At 72.5% G+C, this 19859-nt stretch carries 18 protein-coding genes; 17 read left to right on the plus strand and 1 reads right to left on the minus strand.

Going from position 1 to position 19859, the window contains the following annotated elements; translation table 11 throughout:
* Positions 1-4 precede the first annotated feature (4 nt).
* From gatC to gatB, 3 genes are read left to right on the plus strand one after another with little or no spacing between them, the layout of a single operon-like run.
* On the plus strand, positions 5-307 hold the full coding sequence (gene gatC, locus OXG55_10675) for an Asp-tRNA(Asn)/Glu-tRNA(Gln) amidotransferase subunit GatC (GenBank protein MCY4103705.1): 303 nt from the start codon (positions 5-7) through the stop codon (positions 305-307).
* Positions 304-1794, plus strand: a complete 1491-nt coding sequence (gene gatA, locus OXG55_10680; protein ID MCY4103706.1) for an Asp-tRNA(Asn)/Glu-tRNA(Gln) amidotransferase subunit GatA — start codon at positions 304-306, stop codon at positions 1792-1794. The genes gatC and gatA overlap by 4 nt, the downstream gene beginning before the upstream one ends.
* A complete protein-coding gene (gene gatB, locus OXG55_10685; GenBank protein MCY4103707.1) occupies positions 1791-3281 on the plus strand; it encodes an Asp-tRNA(Asn)/Glu-tRNA(Gln) amidotransferase subunit GatB in 1491 nt (496 codons plus the stop codon). Before gatA ends, gatB begins: the two co-directional genes overlap by 4 nt.
* A gap of 106 nt (positions 3282-3387) precedes the next feature.
* Here gatB and OXG55_10690 read toward each other — a convergent pair whose 3' ends face one another.
* Positions 3388-3624, minus strand: coding sequence for a helix-turn-helix domain-containing protein (locus OXG55_10690; protein MCY4103708.1), 237 nt, complete (start codon positions 3622-3624; stop codon positions 3388-3390).
* 202 nt (positions 3625-3826) lie between these two features.
* On the opposite strand from OXG55_10690, the gene OXG55_10695 reads away from it, so the two are divergent.
* The 14 genes from OXG55_10695 (at position 3827) to OXG55_10760 (ending at position 19808) form a co-directional block, all read left to right on the plus strand.
* The gene (locus OXG55_10695; protein ID MCY4103709.1) at positions 3827-4114 is read left to right on the plus strand and encodes a hypothetical protein; all 288 of its coding nucleotides are present in this window, start codon (positions 3827-3829) and stop codon (positions 4112-4114) included.
* A gap of 2 nt (positions 4115-4116) precedes the next feature.
* A complete protein-coding gene (locus OXG55_10700; protein ID MCY4103710.1) occupies positions 4117-4950 on the plus strand; it encodes a fumarylacetoacetate hydrolase family protein in 834 nt (277 codons plus the stop codon).
* A gap of 69 nt (positions 4951-5019) precedes the next feature.
* Positions 5020-5979, plus strand: a complete 960-nt coding sequence (locus OXG55_10705; GenBank protein MCY4103711.1) for an SDR family oxidoreductase — start codon at positions 5020-5022, stop codon at positions 5977-5979.
* 109 nt (positions 5980-6088) lie between these two features.
* The gene (locus OXG55_10710; GenBank protein ID MCY4103712.1) at positions 6089-7504 is read left to right on the plus strand and encodes a lactate racemase domain-containing protein; all 1416 of its coding nucleotides are present in this window, start codon (positions 6089-6091) and stop codon (positions 7502-7504) included.
* A gap of 17 nt (positions 7505-7521) precedes the next feature.
* Positions 7522-7842 carry a hypothetical protein gene (locus OXG55_10715; protein ID MCY4103713.1) on the plus strand — a complete coding sequence of 107 codons (321 nt, stop codon included), beginning with the start codon at positions 7522-7524 and terminating at the stop codon, positions 7840-7842.
* Positions 7842-9347, plus strand: coding sequence for an FAD-binding protein (locus tag OXG55_10720; GenBank protein ID MCY4103714.1), 1506 nt, complete (start codon positions 7842-7844; stop codon positions 9345-9347). The genes OXG55_10715 and OXG55_10720 overlap by 1 nt, the downstream gene beginning before the upstream one ends.
* A gap of 127 nt (positions 9348-9474) precedes the next feature.
* Positions 9475-10434 (plus strand): FAD-binding protein, encoded by a 960-nt coding sequence (locus tag OXG55_10725; protein MCY4103715.1) that lies wholly within the window; start codon positions 9475-9477, stop codon positions 10432-10434.
* The gene (locus OXG55_10730; protein ID MCY4103716.1) at positions 10434-11615 is read left to right on the plus strand and encodes a (Fe-S)-binding protein; all 1182 of its coding nucleotides are present in this window, start codon (positions 10434-10436) and stop codon (positions 11613-11615) included. The genes OXG55_10725 and OXG55_10730 overlap by 1 nt, the downstream gene beginning before the upstream one ends.
* A gap of 10 nt (positions 11616-11625) precedes the next feature.
* The gene (locus tag OXG55_10735) at positions 11626-14067 is read left to right on the plus strand and encodes a xanthine dehydrogenase family protein molybdopterin-binding subunit (protein ID MCY4103717.1); all 2442 of its coding nucleotides are present in this window, start codon (positions 11626-11628) and stop codon (positions 14065-14067) included.
* A gap of 121 nt (positions 14068-14188) precedes the next feature.
* On the plus strand, positions 14189-15088 hold the full coding sequence (locus tag OXG55_10740; protein ID MCY4103718.1) for an FAD binding domain-containing protein: 900 nt from the start codon (positions 14189-14191) through the stop codon (positions 15086-15088).
* Positions 15089-15245: 157 nt separating this feature from the next.
* Positions 15246-15704, plus strand: a complete 459-nt coding sequence (locus OXG55_10745) for a (2Fe-2S)-binding protein (protein MCY4103719.1) — start codon at positions 15246-15248, stop codon at positions 15702-15704.
* Between the two features lie 163 nt (positions 15705-15867).
* Positions 15868-17541, plus strand: coding sequence for an AMP-binding protein (locus OXG55_10750; GenBank protein MCY4103720.1), 1674 nt, complete (start codon positions 15868-15870; stop codon positions 17539-17541).
* On the plus strand, positions 17541-18914 hold the full coding sequence (locus tag OXG55_10755) for a hypothetical protein (protein ID MCY4103721.1): 1374 nt from the start codon (positions 17541-17543) through the stop codon (positions 18912-18914). Before OXG55_10750 ends, OXG55_10755 begins: the two co-directional genes overlap by 1 nt.
* Positions 18915-19019: 105 nt before the next feature.
* Positions 19020-19808: an enoyl-CoA hydratase-related protein gene (locus OXG55_10760; GenBank protein MCY4103722.1), complete on the plus strand. Its 789-nt coding sequence runs from the start codon at positions 19020-19022 to the stop codon at positions 19806-19808.
* Positions 19809-19859: the final 51 nt, after the last annotated feature.

Genomic DNA, 19859 nt, shown 5'->3' on the forward strand with positions numbered 1-19859 from the left:
AGCCATGGCCGAACGGATCTCCCGCCACGATGTGGCGCACGTTGCGTGGCTGGCCCGCCTGGAGCTCAGCGACGAGGAACTCGAGCGGTTCACCTCGCAACTGGCCGGCGTGCTCGATCACGCCGCTGACGTGGAGGCCCTGAACCTCGACGGCGTGCCCGCCGCTTCGCATCCCTACCCGGTCGGCAATGTGCTGCGAGACGACGTGCCCGAGCCGGGCCTGGATCGGGCCGAGGTGCTGGCGCAGGCCCCGGAGACCGAGGCCGGGCAGTTCCGCGTGCCGCCGGTGCGGGGCGAGTCGCCGTGAGCGGCGGCGGGCCGGCGGCGGACATCGCCGCGGCTGTGCGCGCTGGCGAGCGCTCCGCCGCCGGTGCGGTGGAGGAATCCCTCGCCGCCATCGCCGCCGGCGGTGAGCTCGGAGCCTTCAACGCGGTGACCGCCGAAGCGGCGCTGGCCCGGGCCCGGGACATCGACAGGGCCGTGGCGGCAGGGGAGGATCCCGGTCCGCTGGCCGGCGTGCCGGTGGCGTTGAAGGACAACATCTGCACCCGCGGGGTTCCGACCACCTGCTCCTCCCGCATCCTCGAAGGCTGGGTGCCCCCCTACGACGCAACCGTCGTGGATCTCATGAGCGCCGCGGGGGCCGTCGTCGTCGGCAAGACCAACATGGACGAGTTCGCTATGGGCTCCTCCACGGAGAACTCGGCATTCGGGCCCACCCGCAACCCGTGCGACCCCGAACGGGTGCCGGGCGGGTCCTCCGGTGGCAGCGCCGCGGCGGTCGCCGGGGGCCTGACGCCCCTGGCGCTGGCCAGCGACACCGGCGGATCCATCCGCCAGCCCGCCGCGCTCTGCGGGATCGTGGGGATGAAGCCCACCTACGGGAGGGTGTCGCGCTACGGCCTGGTGGCCTTCGCCTCGTCGCTGGACCAGATCGGTCCGATGGCCTGCACCGTTGGGGATGCCGCCCTGCTCTACTCGGTCATCGCCGGCCACGATCCGCTGGACTCCACGTCGATCCCCGAACCGGTCGGCGACCTGAACGGCGCTCTCGCCGGCGGCGTGGACGGTCTGCGGGTGGGCGTCGTGAGCGAACTCTGCGGGGAGGGGATCGACGGCGACGTGCTGGCGCGGCTCGAGGCGGCGGCGAGGGCGCTGGCGTCCGCCGGTGCGGTGGTGGGGGAGGTGAGCGTGCCGGCAGCGGTCTTCGGCCTGTCGGCCTACTTCCTCATCGCACCGGCGGAGGCCTCCAGCAACCTCGCCCGCTACGACGGCGTCCGCTACGGGCTGCGGGTTCCGGCTCCGGGGGCCACCGACATGAACGTGGTCACCCGCACGGCCGGATTCGGCGACGAGGTGAAGCGGCGGATCATGCTCGGCACCTTCGCCCTCTCCGCGGGGTACTACGACGCCTACTACGGCAAGGCGTTGAAGGTGCGGACCCTGGTGATGCGGGACTTCGCCGCCGCCTACGAACGGTTCGACGTGCTGCTGGCGCCCACCTCGCCCACCGTGGCGTTCCGTTTCGGCGAGCGCACCGCCAACCCGCTGGCCATGTACCTCTCCGACGTCTGCACCGTGGCCTCGAACCTGGCCGGGCACCCGGCCGTCTCGGTGCCGTTCGGCAGCGGTGCCGACGGGCTGCCCGTGGGCGTGCAGGTGATGGCGCCGGCCCTGGGCGAGGCCGTGATGTTCCGGGCAGCCGCCGCCTTGGAGCGCCTCCTGCCGGGGACGCCATCGGCGCCCGGGCGTGCCGGCCGCGCCGGCGCGGCGACGGAGGGGGCAGCGCCGTGAGCGATCGACCGGGCAGCGGTGCCGACATCGTCTGGGAGGCGGGGTCGCCCGGGTTGGGCGCCCCGGCAGGAACCACCTGGGAGACGGTCATCGGTCTGGAGGTCCACGCCGAGTTGCTGACCCGCACCAAGCTGTTCAGCGCCAGCCTCAACTCCTTCGGCGGCGAGCCCAACAGCCACATCGACCCCGTGTGCCTGGGGTTGCCGGGCACGCTGCCGGTCCTGAACCGCCACGCCGTGGAGTTGGCCATCCGGGTGGGGCTGGCCCTGGGCGCCGAGGTGCGGCCGTCGATCTTCGCCCGCAAGAACTACTACTACCCCGACATGCCGAAGAACTACCAGATCAGCCAGTACGACCGCCCCATCAACGTGGGCGGCAGCCTGGAGCTTCCGTCGGGCAAGGTGGTGGGCATCGTGCGGGCGCACCTGGAGGAGGACACCGGCAAGTCCACCCACGTGGGCGGCGCGGGCCGGATCGACGATGCCGCCTGGTCCCTCGTGGACTACAACCGGGCCGGCGTGCCGCTGCTGGAGATCGTCAGCCAACCCGACCTGCGCTCGGCCGCCGAGGCCAGGGAGTACGTGACCGAACTGCGGGCCACGCTGCTGGCCGTGGGCGCCTCCGACGGCAAGATGGAGGAGGGCTCGCTGCGGGTGGACGCCAACGTCTCGGTGCGACCGCTGGGATCCGCCGAGTTGGGAACCCGATGCGAGATCAAGAACGTCAACTCGCTGCGCTCGCTGGGCCGGGCAGTGGAGTACGAGGCTCGCAGGCAGATCGACCTGCTGAGCTCGGGCGAGCGGGTCACCCAGCAGACCCGCCACTGGAACGAGGGGACCGGGCGCACCTCGGCGCTGCGCAGCAAGGAGGAGGCGACCGACTACCGCTACTTCCCCGAGCCGGACCTGGTGCCGCTGGTTCTGGACCCGGCCTGGATCGAGCAGATCCGCGCCGGCTTGCCGCCGCTGCCGGGCCGGCGCCGCCGCCGGCTGGCGGCCGCCACCGGGCAGCCGCCGGCTCGGCTGGGCCTGGTGGTCGAGCGCGACCAGGACGAGCTGGCGCTGGAGGCCACCGAGGCCGGGGCGGATCCCGAGGCTGTGCTGAAGCACCTGGAGCAGAATCTCGCCGACGGCACCGGTCGGCTGACCGCGGCGGGCCTGGCCGGGTTGATCACCATGGAGGCGAGCGGCGAGTTGACCTCCAACCAGGTGAAGGAGGTGCTCGCGGAGATGGTGACCAGCGGTGAGAGCCCCGCCGCGGTCGCCCGGCGAGCGGGGTTCGAGGCCGTCGGCGCGGGGGAGTTGGCCGGTGTGGTGGACCGGATCATCGCCGAGCATCCCGCCGAGTGGCAGCGCCTGTGCGCCGGCGACGGCAGGGAGCGCAAGAAGATGCAGGGGTTCTTCACCGGCCAGGTGATGCGCGCCACCAAGGGCCAGGCCAACGGGCGCGAGGTGGCGGCACTGCTGACGGACCGGGCCGAGGCCTGAGGCCGAGGGGCTGCGGCGGCGCCGGCGGCCCGCCGGGGCTCGTGACCCCGGTCCGGCCGCCGGACCCCCGCGCCGGACCGACCCTGGCCGGCGTTCTGTTCGTGGCCTAGCCGGCTTCGTGCTGGAGACAGGTCCTGGCGAGGCGCGCCACGTCGGCGGCGCGGAACCTGATGTGGCCGCCCAGGCGGTAGGCGGAGAGCTGGTCGCCGTTCACCAACTCGAGCAGTTCGGACTCGTCGACGACGAGCATCTCGCACGCCTCCAGCGGTCCCACGAGGTCGATGTCGGGGGACGTCCCGCGGTTCTGTGGCCGCTCATCGACGGTCATCTGAATCATGGTCATTCAACGCTCCTTGTTGGTTTCGTTCTCTCGAATCAACGAATGTCCGCCGCTGCACCCGCGAGGTCGGTCGGGCGACGATGTGCCCGCAGCCTGCTCATTGCGTCCTCTCGGGGTCCTCCCGGTCTCCCCAGAGGAGCTGTGAATATCCGAGAAGTCCGAAGAAAATCGCGCCGCCCGCGGCCCCGGCCCGTAGGGTGCCCTCGTGCCCGAGCGCCATCGGCTCACGATCACCGTCACGATGCCCCTCTACGAGCAACTCTGCGAGTTGGCGGGACCTCGCCGCATCAGCCAGTGGATGGAGGACGCCGCCTGGCGCAAGATCGCAGCACTGCGCGGCGGGGACGCCCCGGCAGCGTCCCGCGCCGGCGGGATTCCGGGCGAGCCGGCGCCGGCTCCCGCCCTGCCGCCGCCGCCCTGGCGTTGGTCCCCGCTTCGGCCGCCGGAGCCGCAGGTCGGAGTGGAAGTAGGGGCTGATCTGGTAGACCTGTAGCCATGCGAATGGCAGCAATCAATCATCGTGCAGTGGGTCTGGCCGGCGACCGGGCCTGGGACATCGCCGAGGCCTCCGGGGGTGCCTTCGGGCCCGATCCGATGCAGGTCCTGGGCAACTGGGAGGCATTCCTGGCGTGGGCCGCCGACAATGCCCCCGACGGCGGCGACGCCTACAGCGCCGACGACCTGACCTGCCCGGTGCCGCGCCCGCCGCAGGTGTTCGGCATCGGTCTCAACTACGCCGACCATGCCGGCGAGTCGGGGATGGCGGTCCCCGACGATCCGCTGGTGTTCACCAAGTTCCCGTCCTGCATGGCCGCACCGAACGCCGAGGTCCCGCTCGTACCCGGCAACTGCGACTGGGAAGTGGAGTTGGTGGTCGTGATCGGGCGCGCCGGGCGGGACATCGCCGCCGACGACATCGCCGACCACATCGCCGGGTTCACGGTGGGTCAGGACGTCAGCGAGCGGATCGGCCAGTTCGCCGGCGGATACCCGCAGTTCAACCTGGGCAAGTCGCACCGCAACTTCTCGCCGGTCGGCCCGGCGGTCGTGACCCTGGACGAGCTGGAGAACCCGTGGGATCTGCGCCTGACCTGCTCGGTCAACGGCACGATGATGCAGGACGCCCGCACCACGTACTTCATCAACGACGTCCCGCGCCTGATCACCTACCTGTCGTCGATCTGCGAATTGCTTCCCGGCGACATCATCTTCACCGGGACGCCGTCGGGCGTTGGATTCGGCATGGATCCGCCGCAGTACCTGGCACGCGGCGACGTGATCGTCTCGACCATCGAGGGCCTCGGCCGGATCACCAACCGGTGCGTCTAGTCGCGGCGGCGCGGGCGGGCCGCGCCACAGCAGATGCCGGGACGGATCATTCCAACACGGAGGTCTGCCGTGAGTGACGAACACTTCCTCATCACGGGCGCTATGGGATGCATCGGCTCCTGGGTGGTGCGTCACCTGTCGAGCGAGGGCGTCGCGATGACGCTCTTCGACGTCAGCACCGACGACAAGCGGCTGCGGCTCATCGTGGATGAGGCCGACTTGGGCAAGCCCCGGCGCATCCAGGGCGACCTCACGGTGACCGAGCAGGTGCTCGCCGCCGCCGAGGGCGCAACCCACATCGTCCACCTGGGCGCGTTGCAGGTGCCCACGTGCCGCGCCGACCCGCCGCTGGGCGCCGCCATCAACGTGGCCGGCACCGCCAACGTCTTCGAGGCCGCGCAGGCGCACGGGGTCCGCAACCTCGTCTACACCAGCAGCGTGGCGGTCTTCGGTCATCCCGACCGCTACGACACTGACATCCTGCCCAACGACGCCCCCCGCGCCCCGGCCACGCATTACGGCGTCTACAAGGTGGCCAACGAGGAAACCGCCCGGGTGTACTGGGAGGAGAACGGCACGCCCAGCGTGGGCCTGCGGCCGCACACCGTGTACGGACCGGGCCGCGACCAGGGCGTCACGTCGTACCCCTGCCAGGCGCTGCTGGCAGCGGTGCGGGGTCTGCCGTACCACATCGAGTACGGGGGCTGGATGGACTTCCAGTACGCCTCCGACGTGGCCCGCATCGTGATCGGCGCGGCGCGGGCCGAGCCCGGCGGCTGCGACGTCTACAACCTCCACGGCAGCGTGGCGACGGTCGCCTCCTTCACCGAGGCCATCATCGGCACCACCGACTTCGCGGGGATCACCCACGGCACCGACCAGCTGCCCTTCCCCCGCGGGCTCGACGACAGCGCCCTGGAGGCGCGCCTGGGCCCGGTGCCGCGCACGCCCCTCGCCGAGGGCGTGGCAGAGACCGCCGAGTGGTTCCGGGCGGCGATGGCCGACGGCCGCCCCCTGCCGCCCCCGTAGTCGCACCATCGCGGGGCCGGCGGGCCGTCGGGCAGCGGAAGCAGGGCTGGTCGGCGAACTATGATCGGGGCCGGATTCAACGCGAAGTCCTCGACGACCGGGAGGAACGATGGCCAGATACTCGATTCCCTACGAGTCCCTCGATCCGCTCACGATCGGTGCGGCCGACGACGAGACCAAGGTGTACCGGGAGACCCTCGAGCTGGAGATCCCCGACGAGAACCTGCTGGCGGCCATCTACCCGGACGAGCCGGATCCGGTGCCCAACGCCACCGAGGCCGCCCGGGCGGCCCTGGAGAACCCGCACAGCGGGCCGCGCTTCAGCGAGTTGCTAGCCGGCGCCTCCAGCGTGGCGGTGGTCATCGACAATCAGTTCCGCCCCACGCCGGCCTCCAAGCTGCTCCCGCCGGTGCTGGATGCCATCGAGGCCGCCGGCATCACCGACGCCCGGGTGGTGTGCGCCAACGGCAAGGTCTTCCCCATGTCCGACAGCGACATCTCCCAGAAGCTCGGCGACGAGAACCTGGCCCGCATGGAGCGCATGGGCATCGGCTTCTTCCAGAACGAGCCCCGTAACACCGACAACTACAGCTTCGTGGGCGTCACCTCCCGGGGCACGCCCGTGTGGCTGCACAACGAGGTGGCCCGCTCGGAGATCATCTTCACCATCGGCCACGCGCAGGCCAACCACTGGGGCGCCGGCGGGGGCGGCAAGCTGATCCTGCCGGGCGTGGTGTCCGACGAGACCGTCGAGTCCAACCACTGCGCCTTCGTGCCCTCGCCGCAGACCCACTACGGGGCCTACGCCGGGCCGATGCGCGCCGACATCGACGAGACCGCCACCATGTGCGGGTTGTCGGCCACCATGAACGTGCTGCTGGACACCCGCGGCCGGGTCATCGACTGCATCTACGGTGCCCACCCCGACGCCCACGTCGAGGCGATCAACCGGTTCAACGACATCTACGCGTACGACAACCCCGTCGCTGACGCCGGTCCGGCCGACATCGCCGTCTGCGGCGTGTTCGCCCCCACCGACCACCTCTTCTTCCACACCGGGTGGGGCTGCATGTCCTCGGACCTGGTGGTGCGGGAGGGTGGCACGATCATCTACTGCTCGCCCTCGCCCGGCGTCTCCACGGCGATCGGGGACTTCCCCGGCCTGGCGCTCATGGACCTCATGAAGCCCTACATGCCGGCCTCCCCGGAGAACTACCAGAAGGTGCTGCGGGACATCCACGGCCGCAACATCCAGATGTGGGCAGGCTGCATCTGGGTGCCCATCTACGAGGTCATGACCCGCAAGCACCTCACGATGGTCACCCTGGAGGAGAACCTGGAGATGGCCGCCGACATCGGCCTGGACGCCACCGGGAGCCTCGACGAGGCCTTCGGTGCGGCCATGGAGCGCCACGGTGCCGACGCCAAGGTGATCGTGCTGCCGTTCGCCCGCTACCAGTTGCCGCGCAACGCCATCCGCATGCACTCCGAGGACGTGCGGGTGCTCGAGCAGGTGCGCCTCTGAGCCCTTCGGGCGCATCGGTGACGGTGCGCGGCGTAAACGGGCGCGGGACGGCAGGGCCCACGGAGCCGCCCAGCGACGCCCGGGGGATCAAGGGCAGGACCACCGTCGTGGAGGTGCTGCGCATGTTCCCCGGCGGCGAGGCCGCCCAGCTGATGTCGCTCCTGAGTTGGCCCTGCGCCCACTGCAGCGGGGCGTTCCACGAGCCACTGGCCGTGGCCGCCAAGCGTCATCGCAACTCGCCGCAACTTGTTCTGGAGGCGTTCCGGGCGCTGTGCACGGCTGAGGGTCCCAGCGAGGACCTGATCCGCGCGGCTGCGGTCAAGTCCACGGACCGCTGATGTCGCCCCCGCTGGCCGCCGCGGCGCGTCGCCTGGGGCGCCGGGCGCCACAGCCTGAGCCCGCCGCAGATCCCGACGCCTCTCTCGTCGCCGAACTCTGTGCGGCCATCGGCGCCGAGCGGGTGCGGGCCGACGCCGCCGCCCGCTACCTGGCTTCCCGCGACGCCTCCATCTACAGCGAGGGCACCGCCGGACCGCTGTGCTTTCCCACCACCACCGAGCAGGTGGTCGCCTGCGTGCGCATCGCCGCGGAGCACGGCCGCGCCGTGGTGCCCCGGGGGGCGGGCACGGGACTGGCGGGAGGCGCGGCGCCGTTGGGCCGGCCGGTGGTGCTGTCGCTCACGCGCATGAACGAGCTGCTGGAGGTGGACCTGGAGAACGGCGTGGCGTGGGTGCAGCCCGGCATGGTGAACCTCGATTTGTCGCGCCGGCTGGCCCCTTACGGGATGCACTACGCCCCGGACCCGTCGAGTCAGCAGGCCTGCACCATCGGCGGCAACGTGGCCACCAACTCCGGCGGGCCGCACTGCCTGGCCTACGGCGTGACGAGCGCCCACGTGGTGGCGCTGGAGGTGGTGCTCTCCGACGCCTCGGTGGTCACCCTCGGCGACCTGGGCGCCGAACCAGCCGGCTACGACCTGCGCGGGGCGTTCGTCGGCTCCGAGGGCATGTGCGGGATCAACACGGCCGCGGCCGTGCGCCTCACCCCCAACCCCGCCGCGGTGCGCACCATGCTGATGGCCTACGACGACGTGTCGGCGGGAGCGGCCACGGTCAGCGCCATCATCGCCGCCGGCATCGTGCCGGCCGCCATCGAGATGCTGGACCGCCGCTGCATCGGCGCCATCGAGGACTTCGCCAAGGCGGGCTACCCGCGCGATGCCGCCGCCGTGCTGCTCGTGGAAGTGGACGGGGCGGCCGGGGGGGTCGCCGCCTCCGGCGAGATGGTGGCCGAGATCGCCACCGCCAACGGAGCGGTGAGCGTGCGTGTCGCAGCCGACGACGACGAGCGGGCACGGCTCTGGAAGGGCCGCAAGAGCGCTTTCGGGGCGGTCGCCAACATCCTTCCCGACTACTACCTGCACGACACCGTCGTGCCGCGCAGCCGGCTGGTGGAGGTGCTCGAGCAGGTCTACGAGATCGCCGATCGTCACGACCTCACTGTCCTGAACGTCTTCCACGCCGGCGACGGCAACCTGCACCCCATCCTGGCCTTCGACGCCCGCGTCGAGGGAACCATCGAGCGGGTGCACGCCGCCGGCCGGGAGATCATCGAGGCGTCGCTGGCGGTGGGCGGGGCGCTCTCGGGCGAGCACGGCATCGGCGTGGAGAAGCGCGACTACATGGAGCGCATGTTCAGTGACGCCGACCTGGACCAGCAGAGCCGGCTGCGGGCCGCCTTCGACCCGCACTGCCGTCTGAACCCCGGCAAGGTGCTGCCCAGCGCCCACAGCTGCGCCGACATCGCCTCGCTGCGCGCCGCCGACGGCAAGATCTGGGGCTGAGGGAAGCCGGCATGTCGCCCCGACTCCCCAGGCCCGACCCCCTCCGTCATTCCGGCGAACGCCGGAATCCAGTCTCCGGCTCCGGCGGGCCATGTCGTGCCCTGCGCTGCGCCTGCGTCGTCGTGCCATGACACCGGCAGGCGCCATCGACGCGCCCCTGGCCGCTTTCGCCGCGGAGGTGGGTCCCGAGGGGCCGGTCTGCGTGCGCGGCGGCGGCACCCGCCACCACGTCGGCGGTGACCCGGTGTCCGGCACGCGGGAGTTGCGGGCGCCGGCGGGCATCGTGGCGTTCGAGCCGGCCGAGATGACGGTGCGGGTGCGCGCCGGCACCACCGTGGCTGCGTTCCACGAGGCTCTGGCCGCCTCGGGTCAGCGCACCGCACTGCCGGAGCGGCCCGGCGGCACCGTGGGCGGGGCGCTGATGGTCGGCGAGTCGGCGATCACCCGGCTGGGGCTCGGGCCCGTGCGCGACGCCCTGCTGCAGGCCCGCTATGTGTGCGCCGACGGGCGGGTGGCCAGCGGCGGCGCCGGCACGGTGAAGAACGTCAGCGGGTTCGACCTGTGCCGGCTGCTCGTGGGCTCGCTCGGCACCCTCGGTCTGCTCGGCGAGGCGCTGTTGCGCACGGTGCCGATCCCCGAGTCCGAGGCTTGGTTCCACCTCGAGGCGGCGGATCCCCGCCAGGTGTGGCAGCGCTGCCGGAGCGCCGCCGCCATCCTCTGGGACGGCGCCGCGACCTGGGTGCTGCTGAGCGGCTACGCCCCGGACACGGCCGCCGACCGAGCGATGCTCAGCGGCCTCGGCGAGCTGTCCGATGTCGCCGGACCGCCGCCGCTGCCACCGCACCGCTGGTCGTGCACGCCGGTGGAGGCCGCCGCCTTCGGCAGCGGAAACGGTGCGGCGCCCGCCCCCTCCGCCGGTGACGTCGACTTCGTGGCCGAGATCGGTGTCGGTGTGGTGCACGCCTCGGTGCCGCAGCCGCCTCGCCCCGCCGAGCCCGGCGTCGTCGAGCTGAACCGGCGGATGAAGGAGTGTTTCGATCCGACCGGCCGCCTCAACCCCGGCCGCGACCCGCTGCGGCGGAACTGATGGATCTCCGCCTCGACGACGATGAACTCGCCTCGTGCGTGGCCTGCGGCCTCTGCCTGCCGCACTGCCCGACGTTCGTGATCACCGGTCGCGACACCGAATCGCCACGCGGGCGCATCGCCCTCATGCGGGCCGTGCAGATCGAGGGGGCGCCGATCACGCACGAGGTTCTGCGGTCGATGGAGACCTGCGTGCAGTGCCTCGGCTGCGAGACCGCCTGCCCCAGCGGTGTGCCGTTCGGTCACCTCATGGAGGGCACCCGGGCGACGCTGGCCGCCGCAGGCCGGATCACGCCGTGGTGGCAGCGCCTGGGCCTGAGGCTGCTGCGCCATCGCCGCCTGCTGCTGGCCGGCTCCAGCCTGCTGGCGGTCGCCGGCCGGCTGCGGCTCCTGCCCATGCGGCGCCTCGGCCTCCCGGCCCGCCTGCCGCTGCGCAGGGGCCGGCACCGCGCCTCCGGGCCCGACGTCTGGCTCTTCACCGGCTGTGTCATGGACGCCTGGCAGCGCCACACCCACCGCGCCGTGCAGCGGGTGCTGGAGGCCGCCGGGGTCGGGGTGACCCCCACGGCCGGCGCTGCACCCTGCTGTGGCGCGCTGCACACCCACGCCGGGCTGGAGGCCGATGCCGCCGCCATCGCCCGCCAGGTCATCGCCGGGCTGTCGGGAGACGACCGGCCCGTGCTGGCGGACTCGGCCGGCTGCGGGGCGGCGATGAAGCACTACGGACGCCTGCTCGGCACGCCCGAGGCGGAGGCCTTCGCCGCCCGGGTGTTCGACGTGCACGAGTGGCTGGCGGACCGGCTCGACGTGCTGCTGGACGGCCGGCCCGCCGAGCCGCTGGCGTTGACCGTGGCGCTGCAGGACCCGTGCCACCTGCGGCACGCGCAGCGCAGTCACGAGTCGGTGCCGGTGGTGCTGCGCCCGTTCGTGCGGGAGCTGGTGATGCTCGACGACGACGGGCTGTGTTGCGGGGCGGGCGGGGCGTATTCGATGCTCGAGCCGGAGCTTGCGACCGCCATCCGCGCCCGCAAGACGGCGGCGGTGGAACGCTCGGGCGCCTCGGTGGTGGCCAGCGCCAACCCCGGTTGCTCGCTGCATCTGGCGGCCGCCGGTCTCGACGTCCGCCACCCGCTGGAACTCGTGGCGCAGGCCCTGGGCGCCCGGCAGAGCGTCTCGTCGTGAGGCCGGCGACGTGCCCCCGGGCGCGCACGGCGACGTGAGCGGCGCCACCGCCGGTGGGGGCTGGATCGGCGCGACCCCCCTGCGGGTCGAGGATGAGGCGCTGCTGCGGGGCAGGGGGCGCTTCATCGACGACTTGTCGCCCGTGCCGGGGGCGATGCATCTGGCGCTGGTGCGGTCGCCGTTCGCCCACGCCGGCATCCGCGGCATCGACACGGCGGCCGCCCTCGCCTCGCCGGGAACCCTGGCGGTGCTCACCGGCGCCGACCTGGCTGCGGTCGGCCGACCGCTGGGTTCGGTGATCCGCGGTGCCACCGAGCACCATGTGGTGGCCGTCGACGTCGCCCGCTACGCCGGCGAGCCCGTTGCGGTCGTGGTGGCGCAGGACCGCTACCTGGCCGAGGACGCCGCCGAACTGGTCGACGTGGACTACGAGCCGCTCGACGCGATCGTGGATCCGCAGGCGGCCGCCGAGGCGGGTCACGTGGTCTCGGACCGGTCCTTCCGCTACGGCGATCCCGAGACGGCCCTCGCCGCCGCCGACGCGGTGGTGCGGGGCCGGTTCCCCTTCGGGCGCTGGACCGCCACGCCGGTGGAGTGTTTCGGCGTGGTCGCCGACTGGGACTGTGCCGCCGACTCCCTGACGGTGTGGGCCAACTTCCAGGGGCCGTTCACGCTGCACACCGTGGCCGCCGGGGCCCTGGGGTTGCCGGCCGCCCGGCTGCGCCTGCACACGCCGCCCGACAGCGGCGGCAGCTTCGGGGTGAAGGCCGGCGTGTTCGGCTACGTGGTGCTGGCGGGCCTGGTCTCCAAGCTCTGCGACGTGCCGGTGCGCTGGATCGAGGACCGTGTCGAGCATCTCGCGGCGGCAGGGTCGGCCACGCACCGCATCACCGACGTGGAGGCCGGCTTCGCCGCCGACGGCGAGCTGCTGGCGTTGCGCTACGACGTGATCGAGGACGTGGGGGCCTACCTGCGGGCGCCCGAACCGGCGACCCTTTACCGGATGCACGGCTCGCTGACCGGGGCCTACGGGGTACGGAACGTGGCGGTGCGCAATCGCGTGGTGCACACCAACCGCAGCCCGACCGGTCTGAACCGGGGTTTCGGCGGCCCGCAGCTGTACCTCGCCCTGGAGCGCATCATGGCGCGCGGAGCGACCCGCTTGGGCCTCGACCCGGTCGCGGTGGCCCGCCGGAACCTCGTGCGGCCCGAGGCGTTTCCCTACCGCACGCCAACGGGCGGGCTGTACGACTCCGGCGACTACAAGGCGTGTCTGGACGACGCGCTCGCGGCGGTGGACTACGACGGCCACCGCCGCCGTCAGGCCACTGAGCGCCGCGACCCGGCCACGAGCACCGGCGGGGTGCGCCTGGGCGTCGGCCTGGCGTGCGTGGTGGAGCCGTCGATCTCGAACATGGGGTACATCTCCCTGGCCGAGACCGCCGCCGAGCGCAGCCGCGGCCTGCCGAAGTCGGGCAACGCGGAGGGCGCCACGGTGGCGATGAACCCGCTCGGCGGGGTCACGGTGCGCCTGTCCACGGTGCCGCAGGGACAGGGACATCGAACCGTCGCCGCCCAGGTGGTCGCCGACATCCTCGGGCTCCAACCCGCCGACGTGGAGGTCCAGAGCGAGATGGACACCCACGTCAACGCCTGGACGGTGTCCTCGGGCAACTACTCCTCCCGCTTCGCGGGGATCGGAGCCGCCGCCGTGGCGACCTCGGCCGCGCAGCTCGCTGGCAAGCTGCGCCAGATCGCCGCCGACGTGCTGGAATGCGCGCCCGCCGACGTCGAGCTGCGCGACGGGCAGGCCCGCGTGGTCGGCCAGCCCGACAGCGGCGTCTCGCTGCGGCGCCTCGCCGGTGCGGCGCACTGGAACCCCGCGTCGCTGCCGGAGGGTCTGGAACCGGGCCTCGCCGTCACCGCCTTCGCCTCGGCTCCCAATCTGGATCCCCCCGACGAGGCGGACCGGGTCGTCGGTTCGGCAGCCCACGGGTTCGTCGTCGACGTGGCGGTCGTGGAGGTGGACACCGCCAGCGGCGAGATCCGCGTCCTCGACTACGTCACCGTGCACGACGCCGGCACGCTGCTGCATCCCCGCCTCGTCGACGGGCAGATCCTCGGCAGCTTGGCCCACGGCCTCGGGCCCGCACTGCTGGAGCGCACCGTCCACGACCCCGACGGGAACCTGCTGACCGGCAGCTTCATGGACTACCTCTGCGCCACCGCAACGGAGATCCCCGAGCCGCGGATCTTGCATCGCTGCACCCCGTCCCCGTTCACGGCCCTCGGGGCCAAGGGGCTCGGCGAGGGCAACACCATGAGCGCCCCGGCGGCGCTGGCGAACGCCGTCTGCGACGCGCTGGGGATCGACGACCTGGAACTCCCGCTCACCGCGCCCCGCATCTGGGAGGCGCTCACCACGTCCGAGGACGGAGCCGACCGGCCATGACGAGTTCAGCCGCGATGCCGTCGCCTGAATGTCATTCCGGCGAAGGCCGGGATCCAGTGCCCAGCGGCACCCGCGGATCTTGCCCGCTGTCGGACTCCGCCCCAGTGCCCGGGGACCGCGGATGAAGCCGCCGCCGTTCCACTACCGGTGCCCGGAGAGCCTGGAAGAGGCGCTGGCGATTCTGGCCACACACGGCGATGAGGCCAATGTGCTGGCCGGCGGCTGCAGCCTCGTCCCCATGCTGAACATGCGCTTGGCACGCCCCGAGGTGCTGGTGGACGTGAACCGGACCGGGGGGCTCGCCGACGTCCACGCCGGGAACGGCACCGTCTCCACCGGGGCCATGCTGCGGCAGTCGGCGTTCGAGCGTTCGCCGCAACTTCGCCGGGCGCTGCCGCTGGCGGCCGCCTGCGCGCCCTACATCGGGCACTTCGTGACCCGCAACCGGGGCACGGTCGGCGGCTCGCTGGCGCATGCCGACGCCCGCGGCGAGCTGCCGCTGGTGCTGCTCACCCTCGGCGGGTCGGTGCTGGCGCAGTCGCAGCGCGGCCCGCGCAGCATCGCCGCCGAGGATCTGTTCCTCTACCACTTCACCTCCGCGCTGGAGCCCGACGAGTTGCTGAGCAAGGTCCGCTGGCCGGCCGCGGCGCCGGGCTGGGGTTACGGCTTCGCCGAGATGGCCCAGCGGCACGGCGACTACGCGCTCGCCATGGCGGCCTGCGCGCTGCGCCGCCGCGACGGCGCTGTCGCCGAGGTGCGTCTGGGGCTGGGGGCGGTCGCCGATCGGCCCCTGCTGGCCGGCGAGGCCGGCGGCGCCCTCGTGGGTCAGAGCCTGGACGGCCCGGCCGGCGACGCTGCGGTGACCGAGGCCGCCCGGCTGGCCGCCGCCGCGGCGGAGCCGTTCGAGGATCTGCACGCCTCGGTGGCCTACCGGCGGCACCTGGTGGGCCTGCTGAGCGAGCAGGTGATCCGCCAGGCGTGGGAGTCCGCGGCGGCAGCGGCAGGGGAGGCCGTCGGGTGACCGGCCCAGGTACCGGCTCCTGGCTCAGTACGCCGGCGGATCCACCGGGCGGCGGGTATGCGCGGGTCGGGGATTTGTCACGTCCCGACGGCAACCACCGGCCAGCGGGCCGATGTGTGGCTCCGGCGGCGGGTGTGCCGTGACCGGGCTCCGCGAGATCGCCGTCACCGTGAACGGCCGCCGCTATCGAGAGCCCGCGCCCGACCGGCTGCTGCTGTCGGACTTCCTGCGCCACCGGCTGGGTCTCACCGGCACGCACGTGGGCTGTGAGCACGGGGTGTGCGGCTCCTGCACCGTGCACCTGGACGGCGCGGCCGTGCGCTCGTGCCTGCTGCTGGCCGCCCAGGCCGACGGGACCGAGCTGCGCACCGTGGAGGGCTTGGCCGACGGCGACCGGTTGCACCCGCTGCAGGAGGCGTTCCGGGAGCACTTCGCCCTGCAGTGCGGCTTCTGCACTCCCGGCATCCTGATGGCGGCGGTGGACTTCCTGGCCCACAACCCCACCCCGACCCGCCGCGAGGTAGCCGAGATGCTCTCCGGGCACCTCTGCCGCTGCACCGGCTACGCCCCCATCATCGATGCCATCGCCGCCGCCGCGGAGGTCGGAGCCGAGTGATGCCGATGCCACGCGGACCGACCGCCCCCCGTCATTGCGGCCTCCGTCTCCATCTTTGCGGCCCACCTCTCTGTCTTTCCGGCCGGCGTCATTCCGGCGAAGGCCGGAATCCAGTGCTCGGCGACCAGCCCGCTCGTGCCGCCTCGATGACCGGAGCGCAGGCGTGAACCTGGGTCTCTCGCTGCTGTACGCCGCCGAGCGCACGCCCGAGGCCGACGCCGTGGTCGACGGCCACGCCCGTCTGGACTATCGGGACCTGCAGCGGGTCGCCGCCGCGCTGGCCTCCGGGCTCGCATCGTTGGCCGTCGACCGGGGTGACCGGGTGGCCCTCGTGTTGAAGAATCGCCGGGAGGCTGTCGAGTTGTATTGGGCCTGCCAGTGGCTCGGGGCCGTCGTGGTGCCGCTGTCGTGGCGGGTTGCGGCCGCCGACGTGGCCTACTGCGTCGCCGACTCCGGCGCCACCGTCGTGGCGTTCGAGGAGGTCGGCCTCGAGCACGCCCGGGCGTGCTCGGACGCGTCCGATCGATTCGTGGCAGTCGGGACACGCGGCGGCGGTTCCTCGGCCGAACTGGCGGCCCGGTTCTGCTCCGGGGGCGACGCGCAACCCTGCGAGCCGTACGAGAGCCTGCTGGCAGCCGGCGAGGCCGTCGGTGCGCCCGAGGACCTCGACGACCGGGAGACCTCCATCTTCCTGTACACCTCCGGCACCACCGGCCGGCCCAAAGGGGTGCCCCGCAGTCACGCCGCCGAACGGGCCAGCGGGCTCTCCCAGGCGCTGCACCAGAGCTACCGGCCCGGCGAGCGCACCCTCGGGGTGATGCCGCTGTACCACACCATGGGAATCCACACGCTGCTGGCGGCACAGATCACGGGCGGCTGCTACGTCTGCCAGCCTGACTGGCACGCGGGCGCAGCCCTGGATCTCATCGAGTCGGAGCGCATCGGCTCGCTGTATCTCGCACCGACGCTGTTCCACGACCTGGTCCACTCGCCGGACCTCGCTGGCGCCGACATGTCCAACGTGCACTCGCTGGCCTACGCCGGGGCTGCCATGACCAGCGCCCTGGTGGAGCGCTGCGTGGAGGTGTTCGCCCCCGAGGTGTTCGTCAACCACTACGGCTCCACCGAGGTGTACACCTACTCGGTCCACTTCGACCAGCGTGCGGCCCCCGGCTGCGCGGGCCGCCCCGCCACCAACGCCCGGCTGCGGCTGGTCCGGCCCGAGCCCGCCGCCGGCCCCGACGACGAGGCAGAACCGGGCGAGACCGGCGAGATCATCTGCCATCTCGGCTCCGACGAGGCCTTCGCCGGCTACTGGAACCGCCCCGACGCCGACGCCAAGGCGATCCGCGGCGACTGGTACTTCACCGGTGACCTGGGCCGCCTCGACGACGACGGCAACCTCTGGGTGGTCGGCCGGATCGACGACATGATCATCAGCGGCGGCGAGAACGTCCACCCCCTCGAGGTGGAGGACGTGCTGGAGCGGGCGCCGGGTGTGCGGGAGGTGGCGGTGGTGGGCCTGCCCGACGACCGCTGGGGCCAGGCGGTGACCGCCTTCGTGGTGCTCGACGACGAAGCCGCCCGAGCCGGCGATGACGCCGCCGCGGCCCGGCTGGACGCCCACTGCCTGGAGTCCGCCGGCCTGGCCCGCTTCAAGCGTCCCCGCCGCTACCGGTTCACCGATTCGCTTCCGAAGAGCCCCTCGGGCAAGATCCTTCGTCGCGTCCTGCGGGAGGAGGCAGCGAAGCCGCCCGTCGGACAGGCGACGAGGCCCGAGTTAGCCTACCTGCTGCGCGAGGCCGCCGACGCCCCGCACACCACGTCGAGGTTCTGATGACGCCCGATTCCCCGAGCCCGCCGGTCCAGCGGGGGTCGACGCCGGCCCCCGGGCGCGGATCGCGCCGGGGGCGCGCCCGACCGGTGGTTGCCGCCGTCGGGGAGACCGGCATACTGGCGGTCGCCTGCGGAGGTGACGGCAGCCCCCAGCCGACCGAAGGGGGCATCGCCGTGACCGTGCCCGAGCAGGACGTGAGGGCTCGCAGGCCCGTGCGGAGGACCGCATCCGCCGCCGTCCTGGCGGTGGCGCTCGCCTCCACGGGCTGCGCCGGGAGCGGCGGAGGGGGAGCCTCCAACCTCGCCACCGCCACGACGGCGTCCGGGGTGGGCGCCGAGCCGGCGGCGCCCACCGCTGAGCCCGCCGTCATGCGCCTGGCCCTGGCGCCCGATCCGATCTGGCAGTGGCTCGAGGACTCCGGCACCCGCGCCGCCTGGGAGCGGGACCGCAACGTGCGCTTCGAGGTCAGCCATCCGTTCGACCAGTTCGCCGCCTTCGTCGGCGGCCACGCGGACGTGGTCCTCATCAACGTCCTCGACGTGCCGCAGTTCGTGGAGCAGGCCGAACGCGTCCCGGTGATCATCGGCAAGTACACGACCGACCGCAGTCTCTTGGTCGTGCGGCGCACGTCGCGTGCCGAGAACCTCGATGATCTCGTGGAGCGCCGCATCGCCGTGGAGAGCTCCCTCGGCTCGACGCTGCTGTGGGGGCTGATCGCTGACCTCCGCTACGGCCTCGAGTTCCGCCCCGGTGGCGGCGACTTCGACCTCGTGGTCGTCGATGCCGCCGGCATTGCCGACCTCGCGATGCGAGGCGACGTGGATGCCTGCATCTGCGCCCCCGACGTCAGCGTGCCGCTTCTCAGCAGCGGGCGACTACGGGCGCTATACGACGGCAGGTCGGCCGCAGAGATCGTCACCGAGTACATCCTGGCCACCGTCTACGGCGGTGCCGGATCCGCCGGGGACGTGGGGACCATCGCCGACGTCTTCATGACTGACAAGGCATGGCACGACGTCAACGACGAGGCGGTCGACGCTCTTCTGGGCCTGTGGGAGGAGGGCCTCGCCGCCTGGCAGGAACACAAGTCGCAGATCGTGGCGGACTACCCCCACCACTTCTCCGTGGAGACCGATGCCGAGATCGCTTGGTTGACCGACTACGTCGAGGCGCACGACTGGATCGTGCCGTCGGTCTATATCACCGACCAGGAGACCGAGACGCACAACTACGCGTTCAGCCGGCTCCGGGATCTCGGACTCGTGCCCGCGGACGCCCTCCGTCCCGAGATCGACGCCGTCCGCGGCCCCGGAGCCGACGACGCCCACTCCGGAGACGACGACACCCATTCCGAGGACGGATCGGGAGGCTAGGAGACTGCTGATTTGTTCGGCCCGAACACCCCACCCCGTCGGTGGATTCAGGCTGAGAGGTCGCTGAAGGAGGTCGACGGCGTGGCAAGGAATGAACCTGACCAGATGACCTATCCCGAGGAACTCGACGGCCTGCGCTTCGAGCGCGACGCCGACCGCGGCACCGCCACCATCACGCTGGATGTGCCGGGGAAGCTGAACCGCGTCTCGATGCTGGCGCGCGAGCACCTCTCGGCGCTGTTCGAGGCCTGCGGTCGCGACCCCGACGTGCGGGTGGTCGTTCTCACCGGGGCGGGGGAGCGGGCCTTCACCGCCGGGGGAGACATCGCCGGCTTCCTGGAGGCCTCCCCGGAGGTGCTGACCCGCCTGCACCACAACGTGGCCGCCCCCGAGCGCTGCCCGAAACCGGTTGTCGCCCAGCTGCACGGCTTCACCTTCGGCGTGGGTCTGGAACTCGCCCTGGCCTGCGACTTCCGCATCGCCGCCGATGACCTGCAGCTCGGCCAGCCCGAGGTCTCCATCGGCATGATCCCCGGCAGCGGAGGGTCCCAGCGGCTCGCCCGCATGATCGGCCTCGGCCGCGCCAAGGACATGGTGATGCGCGGCCGGCGCATGGGCGCCGAGGAGGCCCGAGCGGTCGGACTGGTGTCCGAGGTCGTGCCCCGAGCCGAACTCGAAGCGGCCACCGACGGCCTCGTGGCCGAACTCACCGCCCTGCCCGCCCTGGCGCTCCGCATGGCCAAGCGGGTCCTCAACCAGGCCTACGACGGCCCGCTGCCGGTCGGCTTGGAGTTGGAGGGCCTCGCCTACGGCTTCCTGCGCACCACCGCCGACTTCCGCGAAGGCGTCGAGGCCTTCGTCGAAAAGCGAAAGCCCAAATACACCGGCGAATAGCCCCGCCGCAGCCCGCGATCGTGGCAGGGTTGACGCAGCCGGTCTGGCAGC

It is taken from the genome of bacterium, assembly GCA_026708055.1.
Classification (GTDB): domain Bacteria; phylum Actinomycetota; class Acidimicrobiia; order Acidimicrobiales; family CATQHL01; genus VXNF01.